16 protein-coding genes and 1 pseudogene are annotated in these 10,303 nt (G+C 33.9%); 11 read left to right on the top strand and 6 right to left on the bottom strand.

The window, feature by feature from the left end; translation table 11 throughout:
* Window positions 1-90 precede the first annotated feature (90 nt).
* From JO950_RS19540 to JO950_RS19520, 6 genes and pseudogenes are all read left to right on the top strand, one after another.
* Window positions 91-396, top strand: a complete 306-nt coding sequence (locus JO950_RS19540; protein ID WP_089481741.1) for a TIGR03643 family protein — start codon at window positions 91-93, stop codon at window positions 394-396.
* Window positions 397-411: 15 nt separating this feature from the next.
* Window positions 412-813 (top strand): DUF2452 domain-containing protein, encoded by a 402-nt coding sequence (locus tag JO950_RS19535; RefSeq protein WP_370528133.1) that lies wholly within the window; start codon window positions 412-414, stop codon window positions 811-813.
* A gap of 30 nt (window positions 814-843) precedes the next feature.
* A complete protein-coding gene (locus tag JO950_RS19530; RefSeq protein ID WP_089052224.1) occupies window positions 844-1,494 on the top strand; it encodes a flavin reductase family protein in 651 nt (216 codons plus the stop codon).
* A gap of 20 nt (window positions 1,495-1,514) precedes the next feature.
* Window positions 1,515-2,099, top strand: coding sequence for a deoxyribodipyrimidine photo-lyase (locus tag JO950_RS22335; protein ID WP_237732397.1), 585 nt, complete (start codon window positions 1,515-1,517; stop codon window positions 2,097-2,099).
* A 164-nt stretch (window positions 2,100-2,263) separates the two neighbouring features.
* Window positions 2,264-2,857, top strand: a pseudogene (locus tag JO950_RS22330) (FAD-binding domain-containing protein).
* Complete coding sequence (locus JO950_RS19520) at window positions 2,844-2,981, top strand: DUF2256 domain-containing protein (protein WP_202704144.1); 138 nt, start codon at window positions 2,844-2,846, stop codon at window positions 2,979-2,981. The pseudogene JO950_RS22330 and the gene JO950_RS19520 overlap by 14 nt, the downstream one beginning before the upstream one ends.
* A 79-nt stretch (window positions 2,982-3,060) precedes the next feature.
* Here the strand turns inward: JO950_RS19520 and JO950_RS19515 are convergent, their stop codons facing one another.
* A complete protein-coding gene (locus JO950_RS19515; RefSeq protein ID WP_202704143.1) occupies window positions 3,061-3,342 on the bottom strand; it encodes a hypothetical protein in 282 nt (93 codons plus the stop codon).
* Between the two features lie 264 nt (window positions 3,343-3,606).
* On the opposite strand from JO950_RS19515, the gene JO950_RS19510 reads away from it, so the two are divergent.
* On the top strand, window positions 3,607-3,900 hold the full coding sequence (locus JO950_RS19510) for a hypothetical protein (protein WP_202704142.1): 294 nt from the start codon (window positions 3,607-3,609) through the stop codon (window positions 3,898-3,900).
* Between the two features lie 123 nt (window positions 3,901-4,023).
* On the opposite strand, the gene hemH is transcribed toward JO950_RS19510, so the two are convergent.
* From hemH to JO950_RS19485, 5 genes are all read right to left on the bottom strand, one after another.
* Window positions 4,024-5,037, bottom strand: a complete 1,014-nt coding sequence (hemH, locus tag JO950_RS19505) for a ferrochelatase (RefSeq protein WP_202704141.1) — start codon at window positions 5,035-5,037, stop codon at window positions 4,024-4,026.
* Between the two features lie 122 nt (window positions 5,038-5,159).
* Window positions 5,160-6,044, bottom strand: a complete 885-nt coding sequence (locus tag JO950_RS19500; protein ID WP_202704140.1) for an AraC family transcriptional regulator — start codon at window positions 6,042-6,044, stop codon at window positions 5,160-5,162.
* 46 nt (window positions 6,045-6,090) lie between these two features.
* Window positions 6,091-6,642, bottom strand: a complete 552-nt coding sequence (locus JO950_RS19495; RefSeq protein ID WP_202704139.1) for a YceI family protein — start codon at window positions 6,640-6,642, stop codon at window positions 6,091-6,093.
* Between the two features lie 53 nt (window positions 6,643-6,695).
* Entirely contained in the window at window positions 6,696-7,226 is a 531-nt protein-coding gene (locus JO950_RS19490) for a YceI family protein (RefSeq protein WP_202704138.1), read from the bottom strand.
* Window positions 7,227-7,240: 14 nt separating this feature from the next.
* Window positions 7,241-7,528, bottom strand: coding sequence for a hypothetical protein (locus tag JO950_RS19485; protein ID WP_202704137.1), 288 nt, complete (start codon window positions 7,526-7,528; stop codon window positions 7,241-7,243).
* A 248-nt stretch (window positions 7,529-7,776) separates the two neighbouring features.
* On the opposite strand from JO950_RS19485, the gene JO950_RS19480 reads away from it, so the two are divergent.
* The 4 genes from JO950_RS19480 (at window position 7,777) to JO950_RS19465 (ending at window position 10,210) form a co-directional block, all read left to right on the top strand.
* On the top strand, window positions 7,777-8,166 hold the full coding sequence (locus tag JO950_RS19480; RefSeq protein ID WP_202704136.1) for a hypothetical protein: 390 nt from the start codon (window positions 7,777-7,779) through the stop codon (window positions 8,164-8,166).
* Between the two features lie 27 nt (window positions 8,167-8,193).
* Window positions 8,194-9,033: a DUF5777 family beta-barrel protein gene (locus tag JO950_RS19475; RefSeq protein ID WP_202704135.1), complete on the top strand. Its 840-nt coding sequence runs from the start codon at window positions 8,194-8,196 to the stop codon at window positions 9,031-9,033.
* A gap of 128 nt (window positions 9,034-9,161) precedes the next feature.
* Window positions 9,162-9,596, top strand: coding sequence for a hypothetical protein (locus tag JO950_RS19470; RefSeq protein ID WP_035625451.1), 435 nt, complete (start codon window positions 9,162-9,164; stop codon window positions 9,594-9,596).
* 20 nt (window positions 9,597-9,616) lie between these two features.
* Complete coding sequence (locus JO950_RS19465; protein ID WP_035625449.1) at window positions 9,617-10,210, top strand: hypothetical protein; 594 nt, start codon at window positions 9,617-9,619, stop codon at window positions 10,208-10,210.
* The last annotated feature ends 93 nt before the right edge of the window (window positions 10,211-10,303 follow it).

Genomic DNA, 10,303 nt, shown 5'->3' with positions numbered 1-10,303 from the left:
GGTTTAAGATTTAATGTATTATCAATTCTCTCATAACTGTAAAAGTACTATTTTTGTTTAATGGTATTTAATAACTGTTAAACAAAATGTATGATAAAGTCAATCATTGTAAAAATCGATAATGGTGTATTGAATGAAATTCAGATCGATAGAATTATAGAAATGGCATGGGAAGACCGAACACCTTTTGATGCAATAAAATTTCAATTTCATCTTTCAGAAGCCGATGTGAAAGCTTTAATGAAAAAAGAGCTAAAATTCAGCAGTTATAAATTATGGCGCATTCGCGTTGAAAATTGTAAAACAAAACACGCTGCAAAGAGAGCCGAAACAATAGACAGATTTAAATGTAACAGGCAAAGAGCAATTTCAAATAATAAAATATCTAAGCGTTAATAAAAATATTCGAAGATGATAAAAAAAGATAAACCCGATAATGTAGTATTTTCTTCTGAGCATGGTTATAATGCAAGCCTATTGCCATATGCTACAAGTGTTGGCGCACCGGTAATAAAAGCAGATGATTTAGCGGGATGGAAAGGCATGGGCCTAAATAAGGTAAAGAAAGAGTTTGAAAGTAAATTCAATGAACTAAAAATGCAATACCAGGATTTAATCGAAGAATTCCAATGGAATGAATTGGTATACAATGCCAGATTTTCTTTTGAACCTATTGTAGGTGAAATATATCACTTATATAAAGATGCAGACGGTTTTGATTTTCCCTCACTTATAGGACCCAAAGAATGGAATAAGGAACATATTGCTACTTTTAGACTTAACAGTGATAAAAAATGGATACTCATCAATTGAAAAGTTGCATTTTTTAATAAATTTCTACTAATGAAAAACAAAATAAATTTTAAAACCAGTGATCTGGAAAAAATGGAAAAGCAAACTGCCGTGCATTTAATCAATAGTTTAGGCGGTTTTAAAAGTGTGGCATTGGTAGGAACTTCTGATGTACAGGGAAATACTAATTTATCCATTTTTAGTTCTTTTTTTCATATTGGAGCAAATCCTCCATTAATAGGTATGATTTTTCGCCCCAGCCCGCCCGAGCGTGATACCATGAGAAATATTTTAGATACAGGATTCTATACCATTAATCATATCAATGAACAGATCTATAAGCAGGCACATCAGACATCAGCGAGATACAATAAAGAAATTTCAGAATTTGATGCTGCAGGACTCAGTGCGGAATATAAAAATAACTTTCCAGCTCCTTTTGTGCTCGAAAGCAACGTACAGTTAGGCATTAAATTTAAAGAAAAAACAGCCATTTCAATCAATAATACTACTATGATTATCGGGGAAATAGTCCAGATTTTTATTCCCGAAGACTGCTTGTCTGAGGATGGTTTCCTCGATTTAGAAAAAGCCAATACCGTTACTTGTTCCGGTCTGGACAGCTATCATAAAACCATGCAGTTAGACCGATTTAGCTATGCAAAGCCCGATAAGGAAATTAAATCACTGCTTAAAAGTTGAATAAAAAAAAGATAAATATTATGTGGTTCAAACGTGATCTGCGTTTTACAGATCACGAACCTCTTTTTATGGCACAGCAGGAAAATATCCCTCTTCTTTTGGTTTATTTTTTTGAACCCTCAATAATGGCTTGCGATGATGCTGATGTCTGTCATTGGCGGTTTGTTTATGAATCCTTAAAGGAAATGCAGTCTAAATTAAAATCATTTGCTGCGCAGATTTATTATTTTCATAACCAAGTCCAGACTGTTTTTGAGCACTTATGCAGTCTTTATGATGTTCAAACAGTGTTTTCGCATCAGGAAATTGGCAACAAAGTCACTTTTGACAGGGATATTGCCATGCAGTTTTTTTTTGATGATCATAAAATTCTTTGGAAACAATCTCAGCTCCATGGTGTTATCAGAAAGCTTCGATCAAAACAAGATTGGGATAAGCTCTGGGAAGAAACAATGCGCGCAATTCCTAAAATGATTGACCTGAATACTTTTAAATTTGAAAATTTAGATGCTGATTTTTATCAAAAACTAAAAGGAAGAGTACTTTCGAATGAAATTACAAACCGAAATAAAAATTTTCAACAAGGTGGCGAATATTGGGCCTGACGGTACTTAGAGAGTTTTGCAAAAGAAAGACACGTAAATTACAGCAACCACATTTCCAAACCAGCTTTAAGGTGTATCAATATACCAATCAGTTTTATGAAACATCATACAACAAAAGAGCCAGGCTACATTTTGTTTCCAGACTTCACTGGCATTGCCATTTTATGCAAAAATTTGAAAATGACTGTCAAATTGAATTTGAAAATATAAACAAAGATTACGATTCCTTGGTCAAACCAAAAAACGAAATCTATATAAAAGCCTGGCAGGAAGGTAAAACCGGCGTTCCTATTGTTGATGCCTGTATGTGATGTTTAGTCCAGACAGGTTATATCAACTTTAGAATGCGAGCGATGCTGGTTTCCTTTTTCACATTCAATTTGTGGCAGGACTGGCGGGAGCTTCATTTCTTGGCAAGACAGTTTTTAGATTATGAAACCGGAATTCATTATCCGCAGATTCAGATGCAGGCCGGTACAACAACAGGCAATAGCATTAGAATTTATAATCCCGTAAAATATTCACAGCAGCACGATTCAGAGGGCATATTTATAAAGAAATGGCTGCCTGAGCTGGCTGAAATTCCACCACAATTAATTCATGAACCATGGAAATTAAATCTTATTGAGCAGCAATTTTACAAATGCGAATTAGGAAGAGATTATCCAGAGCCTATAGTTGACATAGAACAAACTCGAAAATACGCCAGTGATATTTTTTGGAGTTTTAGAAATAAACAAAAAAATGAGAGGAGTTAAAAAACAAAACCTGCCCACTAAAATCTGCATTGTTTGCCAGAGACCATTTGCGTGGAGAAAAAAATCGGAAAAAATCTGGGACGAAGTGAAATATTGCAGTGATAAATGCAGAATAAGCAGATAAATGATATTTATACTGGTACTAGTTCTTTAACAAAGGTATTAATGGGTAATATATTTAGAAAGTCAAAAAAGACTGTTTATCAATTTAGAAAGCTTTTGCTGCTTATATTTATTAGTCCCTTAATAGTTATAATGCTTGTATCTGTAGCCGAATCTAAAATAATAAGACCTTCACTATCTAGCATTATTAATGCATCTAAGACTTTTGCCTGATTTGACCTTTGGATAAGTAAACTATCTTGTAGGGATTCATTCAAACAGGGAATAACCATACTGGTTAAATCTTCAAAAGGGCAAGTTTTTTCAGGGCTTTGTGCCAGTATATTAAGAATGATTTCAGAAATAGTAAACTTGTTATACATAAAATAGTTTTACTTAAAATTATGCAAAATAATTCTATTTTAAAATTTTAAAAAGTTACCAAGATAATTAGTACAGAATTAGAATATTAAACAAAATTATTTTCCAGACTAAATATTTACTTTTTTAAACTCTCAAAATCAATTAATAACAAAACATCGAAATAAAAAGCGGGGAATTTAGAATCTAATTGGTGTTAGACGTACTTAGGTAAGAAAAGTCGTTTTAAATGTTATACTTTTAACTAACTTTATTAATCGTAAATTATGGATCAGGATATTATATTAGATAAGTTAAAAAAAGCAAAGCAAGAACTTATTTTTAATCACGAAGAATTGCAAAGATGTACTAAAGATTTAAAAATTGCCAATGTAAATTTGAACATCAGAGAAAAAGAAAAGGAGTTGAACATGGAAGAATTTAACAGTGCTTTAGAGCAGATGATGTTTGCAATTTCTCACAAGGTGAGAAAGTCCGTTGCCAATATCCTGGGTATTTCAAAATTGTTGTGTGAAGATGTAAATCTTGGAAATAATGAGTTGAGAGAAATTTTCTTTTGATTATTCAATCTGCCGAATCACTAAATTCTTCGACAGAAGAATTATCGAAGTTCATTTATATAAAGAGGCGAACGGATATATGAATGATGGGAGGTCCAATATCTCGATATTGCTATTTTAGTATTATTCAGCCCAGTCATTAATCCAGTTACCAACAGTCTGGCACCACTGGTCGTCGTCATTCAAACAAGGAACGGCCAAGAAATTTTCTCCTCCATTTTTCTCAAAATCTTCTCTGGCACGCATGGCGATTTCTTCGAGCGTTTCTAAACAATCCGAAACGAAAGCCGGTGTTACCACAGCCAGATTTTTAATTCCTTTTGCCGGCATTTTATCAATTTCAATATCGGTATAAGGCTCCAGCCATTTATCTCCAGCCAATCGGGACTGGAAAGTTAAGCTGTATTTATCTTCTGTGAGACCTAATAATTTTACTACTTGTTTTGTCGTTTCATAACATTGATGACGATAACAGAAATCATGCGCTGGTGAAGGTGTGTTACAGCAAGAACCGTCAATTTTACAATGCGATTTGGTTACGTCGGTTTTTCGTATATGACGTTCTGGAATTCCGTGATACGAAAACAATAAATGATCGTATGGAAATGCAGCTAAATGTTTCTGAATTGAATCTGCCAGATTTTTGATATAATCCGGTTTGTTGTAAAAAGCAGCAACATTGGTAAAAGTCATCTGTGGAAATTTCTTCTTTCTAATTTCTTCTGCCTTTACTAAAATGGTTAGAGTAGAAGCCATTGCATATTGCGGATACAGTGGGAAAAGCATTACTTCGCTAACGCCTTTATCGTGTAACTCCTGGAGTCCTTTCTCGATGGTCATGCTTCCATAGCGCATTGCCAGTGTAACCGGTACATTTACCAATGTTTGTACTTTCTTCTGCATTCTTTCTGAAAGCACTACAAGGGGCGAACCTTCGTCCCACCAGATTTTTGCATAAGCATGTGCCGATTCTTTGGGTCTTTTTCTTAAGATGATGCCTCGGACTAATAAAGCTCTCAATAAATACGGAACATCGATCACGTATTTATCCATTAAAAATTCATCTAAATACGGCTTTACATCTTTTGGTGTTGGACTTTCGGGAGATCCCAAATTTACTATTAATACGCCTTTCATTATGTTTTTGCTTTTAACTTAAGCTTTAAGCTTTAAGTATTTGTTGTTTGAATTTTTTCTAAAAGTAGCATTTGCTGCCATTTAGAAATATGAGTAATATTATTTTTTATTTATACTGCAATTTACAAAATCGATACTGTTTTAAAATTGGTATTAATCGACATCAGATATTTTTTTGGAGTTGTGGCAAATTTTTTCTTGAATCCCGCAATGAAGTGGCTTCCGGTGCTGTAACCTATTTTTAAGCCCACTTCATTTACATTGTAGCAGCCGCTGTCGAGTAGTTTTCGGGCGAAATCCATTTTGTAATCAAACAGAAAACCATAGACAGTATCACCGTATATTTGTTTGAAACCTATTTTTAGTTTTTTCATATTAAGGCCAATTTCATCTGCCAATTCCTGTAAACCAGGCGGTTCATTCATATTTGCAATAATAATTTCTTTGGCTTTTCTGATTTTCAAAACATTGTCCTGATCAATTAAAAACGGACAATGTTGCGCACTTGGATTCTCAGACCTGTTAAAATACAAACTCAGCAGTTCATATCCTTTTCCTTTGTAATAAAGGTTTTTTATAGAAGGATGAAAGTTATAATGAAACAGCTGGCTTAAAACAATTGCCATCGGGGGACTGATATTTGCTTCAGTAGAATACTTTTGGTTGTTATTATCAGGACTTAATAAAGTAATATAATCTGCTTCGGCAGAAAACAGCGCGTGAAATTTCTTAATCGAGACGATAATAGAAATCACCCATGAATTTGGAGCAAGTTCTAAATGAAGTGATGTCTGCTTTTTAGGATTATACAAAAGCAGGGATTTTTCCTCTTTCAATTCTAAAGTATAACTACCCTGACTGAACAAAAATTTGCTATTGCCTTTCAGTCCGAAATGAAACTGAATCATATCACTTCCCAGCTCACGGTTGGTAAAAAAAGGCTCTGAACTGTCATTCTGAAAGCGTATAAGGGTAAAGTCGTCTTCAATTTTTGTTTCTTCCTCCATTTTTTTTGATATAATGAATAATTGACTTTTTAAGTTTTTTTGGTAGTTATTGTCTGTTTGCTCCTAATACTGCTGCAACTTGAATGTTTATTTTATTAGAAACTTTGCTTTTAACAAGGCTTGGTATTGCAATATTAAAATCACTGGCATTTACACTAAAATCAGATAAAATACTAATCCCTGATATTGATTTGCTTATCCTTGCTGTGGTGCTTACATCTTTAGATTTTCCGTGAAGTTCCAATTTACCCTTAATGATAAAATCTTTAGGATTTACCGTTAGGCTCTGAAGATCAAATCCTTCTATTTTTCCTTTAAAGACTGCTTTTGGATAGCGGTCACTTTCAATATAATTTTCATTGAAATGTTCTTCCATCAAAGCGACTTTAAATCGAAATCCTTTCATTAAGGCTAAACTTGCAATTTCGCCCGTTGCAGGATTCAGGACAAAAGTAACATTAGTATTTGTGGCCTTGACTTCTTCAAAAGAAGCAACGGATGCTTCAAAAGTAATTTTTCCTGATTTACTGATCATTTTTTCTTGTGAGAGGCCAATAGCGCAGACATATAGCATTGCAATGAGTATGTTTTTTTTCATAGTTTTTTGGCTTTACATTGTTTTAAGTGGATAAGATTTATCTGGTTTAGCACTTATTTTAAAACCGCAATAATTTGAACTTTTACCCTATCGTCCAGTTTATACTTAATAAGCGATGGGATAGGGATGCTAAAATCACTGGCATTTACGGCGAAATCAGAAATGATGGTGATTCGCGACCCCGTCTTGGTAATTTTTGCAGCGGCTTTTATATCTTTAGATTTACCGTGAAGTTCTAACTTCCCTTTTATGATATAATCTTCTGTTAGACTTTTAATGTCGAACCCCTCAATTTGGCCTCTAAAAACGGCTTTTGGATAATTATCGGTTTCCATGTAATTTTCATTAAAATGTTCTTCCATCAAAGCCATTTCAAATTGGAATCCTTTCATTAAAGCAAGGCTTGCCACTTCTCCTGTTGCGGGATTTAAAACAAAAGTTACATTGCTGTTAGTTCCTGCAACCGGCTGAAAAGAAGGTACTGAAGCTTCAAGGGTTATTGCTGCAGATTTAGTTACTATTTTTTCTTGCGAAAAAACAATAAAAGAAGCCAATAGCATTGGCATTATTATGATTTTCCTCATGATCTTGTTCTAGATTATTTTTCTAATAATCCATCCTGATTCCATTTATTTATAATATCTATAGTGGTTTGAGGTAATCTTGGTCCGCCCTGCGGCATTAAGGAACTATCTCCATTTTCTAAAGAAATTCGTGTAAGCAATCCTCGATTTAAAACTGCATTTTTCACCTGATCATAAGTAACTAAGGACATAGGCGCTCCATTTTTAGGAACTGCTGCATGGCATACAACACAGTTATTATCAATAATAGATTTTACATTTTGGCTGTACGTTGCCAGACCATTAATGGGTGTGGGGTCCATTAAGGTGCTTGGATCATCGTTGGCGCAGCTTATAAAGATTGAAGCTAATGATGAGATAACGAAAAGTGTTTTTAGATTCATAAGATTGGTTTTTAGTTATTGATAAAGGCATGATTTTAAGAATCATCAGGCATTTCAAAATCATATACGTTGAAAAGAATAATACAGATTTAACAAAAGGCATATTTAATGGTTTAAATCCAATAGGTATTTTTTAACGTAGATAATCCAAATACTAAAAAACAGTTATGAGAAAAAAAATACTAACTACAATTTCACTTTTTATAATAATCGGAATTTTGTCTTTCTTCTACATCTACAAAGGGCATAGGGATATAGAATCAGAAACTGCTGATTATGTTGTAACCGTTAACGAACTAGAAAGAGAGTTTGCTTCAAACGATAGTCTGGCTTACATCAAATATCAGGACAAAACAATTGAATTATCTGCACCAGTAACAAGTATTGATAAAGCCGGTAATGGAATTGTTATGAGCGAAAAAATATTTGTGACATTCAAAAACCGTTTGCCTCAAAATATTACATCCGGGAAAACTCTCAAGATTAAAGGGCGTTTTTTAGGATATGACGAATTGCTCCAGGAATTTAAAATAGACCAATCTTCAATTGTACACTAATACAAATAACAATTTAAAACTAACTTCATGAAAAACTTTACTCTATTATTTTTTTTATTTCCGCTGTTAAGCTTCTCCCAAACCGATTTGCTCTCTGGAGTAGAAACTCCTTCTACAAAAGAAAAAGTGACATCTGCATTCAAAGCCTTAAAAATCGTTAATCTTGAGTCTACAAAATTGGCCGCAAAAGGTGATTTGTATTTTGTTGTTGCACACCGATTCGGATCCATTAAAGATGGTTTTGAAGGTTTCTACGGACTGGATAATGCCAATACACAAATTAAATTTATTTACGGTTTGACAAATGGACTTAATGTAAGTGCGGCCAGAAGTGAATTTGCATATGACTTTGCAACAAAGTATATGCTATTGCCTCAAATAAAAGATGGTTTTCCCGTCACTATAGCCGGGTTCAATAGTTTGTCTATTAATAACACGTTAAAAGAAAGCTTGTACCCTAAACTTGAATTTAAAGACAGGCTTACTTATGTAGCACAGCTGCTGATTTCCAGAAAATTTTCTGAAAAGCTGTCTTTAGAAATTGTACCGTCATTCTTTCACCAGAATTTTGTTGACGACGTTGACCAAAGCAATACTCAATATGCCATAGGTTTTGGAGGAAGATATAAATTCGCCAAACGCTGGTCTTTAAATATGGATTATGCAGCGCATTTAAACAGGGCACCGAATTCTCTTTATAAAAATCCACTATCTATAGGTTTTGATTTAGAAACTGGCGGGCATGTTTTTCAAATGCATTTTACCAGTTCACAGGCAATTGATGAAGCTGGATATCTGGGAAGAACAACAGGCGATTGGAGAAAAGGAGATATATTTTTTGGATTTAATCTTGCCAGAGTTTTCTAGTATCTCCTTTATAATTAAATTATTAGGTAATTTCTGTGTTTAAAACGATTCTAAATTGATCAATTTGCAAGTATTTCTAAAACCGCAGCGATTAAGTAGACGTAGATAATTTTAAAAACATAAAAATTATGAAAATTAATAAAATAATCAAAAAGGGACTTTTTATACTAAGCGGAATATTTGGGCTATTTATTGCCATTTTGCTTTTTCACATTATAACAGTAAAACCACCTGTTTATGATACGCCAAATCTGCAGGTAAGCAGAATCGATTTTCAATCAGATATCGATTCTCTGCAGGCCAGACAAATATGTGCCGATTTAAGAAGTATAAAAGGCCTGACATCTGACTCTATTATCGTTAAAAGAAATGTTGTGGTGTATTTCCACAATAATAAAATTACAAACTCACAGAAAGTTTTCAATGAGTTGATGTCTAAAAGACACTATGATGCTAAGCGTTATATTCTACCTGCAAATTTAGCAAACAAAGAAGTCTGCCCAATGAATCAAAATAGCTTGAGTTATAAATTATCTCAAAAAATAAATCGTTTTTTTAATTAACCCTTTAATACCTTAAATTTATGAAAATTTATTCAAAACTTACACTTAGTGTATTGCTTGCTGCATCTGCAGCTATGATTTCCTGCAGCAGTAATGACGACGAAACCCCTGCACCTCCTGTAAAGGCATCAATTTATGAACGCTTAGGCGGGACTAAAATGGTTTCTGATCCTGATAATTCCGGCCAGATGATTGAGCAGGGACGTTTGAGTTTCCGCAAAGTGGTAAATTCAACTATCGGATTGATTGTTGCTGATATCCAATCGAATGCTTCAGGGAATCTGCAGGCACATTTTGCTCCTTTATTGGCAGAAACGGGAACTACCCAGTCTACCAATATTGCTAAATTATCAGATAATCTGACTGATTTCTTTTCGTTTAATACGGGAGGAACAAATGCTGTAAATACATATTCTGGTTTGAGTATGTCAGCGGCGCATGATCCTGCAAAAAATCCTCGTATGGGAACAAAATCCAGCAGTGCGGATTATACAAAATTTGAAGGATATGTTGGAGCTGCAGCCAATGCAAATGGTGTTGCTTCAAATACAGAGCTTTATACAGATATAGTTGCTGTTTTAGAATCACTGAGAACTCCTATAGTTCAAAAGTAATTTTCTTCTCAAAACGCTGCCTGAAAAAGGCAGCGTTTTATATTTCAATACTATTACAGTGCCGGATTCTTTACAATATTATAGAATCAGTAT

The sequence above is a fragment of the Flavobacterium sp. UGB4466 genome (assembly GCF_903469665.1).
GTDB classification, from domain to species: domain Bacteria; phylum Bacteroidota; class Bacteroidia; order Flavobacteriales; family Flavobacteriaceae; genus Flavobacterium; species Flavobacterium lipolyticum.
The sequence above is the reverse complement of the archived record's forward strand: the minus strand, read 5'-3'. Positions and strand labels throughout refer to the sequence as shown.